Annotated in this window: 1 pseudogene; it reads left to right on the top strand. The window is 43.9% G+C overall.

The annotated features are described in order from the left end of the window. Nucleotides 1-159: 159 nt before the first annotated feature. A pseudogene (locus tag D0T85_RS23095) lies at nt 160-305 on the top strand (hypothetical protein); the annotation flags it as partial.

Here is a 305-nt window from a genome sequence, read left to right as displayed (position 1 = left end):
ACAATTATGAATTGGGCCAAAAACTATCATTAACCCATTTAAGATAGTTTTTGGGTGGTGTTTTGATAGAAAGTAGGTGGTTGGTAAAACCCGTTTTCAGGAGAGATATTCGGAGCAAATAAATACTTTACCATACCCCGGAAAGTAAACGAAACAACTTATGCAGTAACCGGCGTTGATTACATCTCTGTAGGAGCTCTAACCCACTCTGTAAAAGGGTTGGATATGAGTGTCAGTAAGAGTGTGGGGGGCTGTGCGCCGGGTGTGTTTGTTATCCCAAAAAATAGCGCCCCCGGTGGGGTGGG

Origin of the sequence: Bacteroides sp. 519 (assembly GCF_010500955.1) — a bacterium.
Classification (GTDB): Bacteria; Bacteroidota; Bacteroidia; order Bacteroidales; family Bacteroidaceae; genus Bacteroides.
This window is presented reverse-complemented; position numbering and strand designations above follow the sequence as displayed.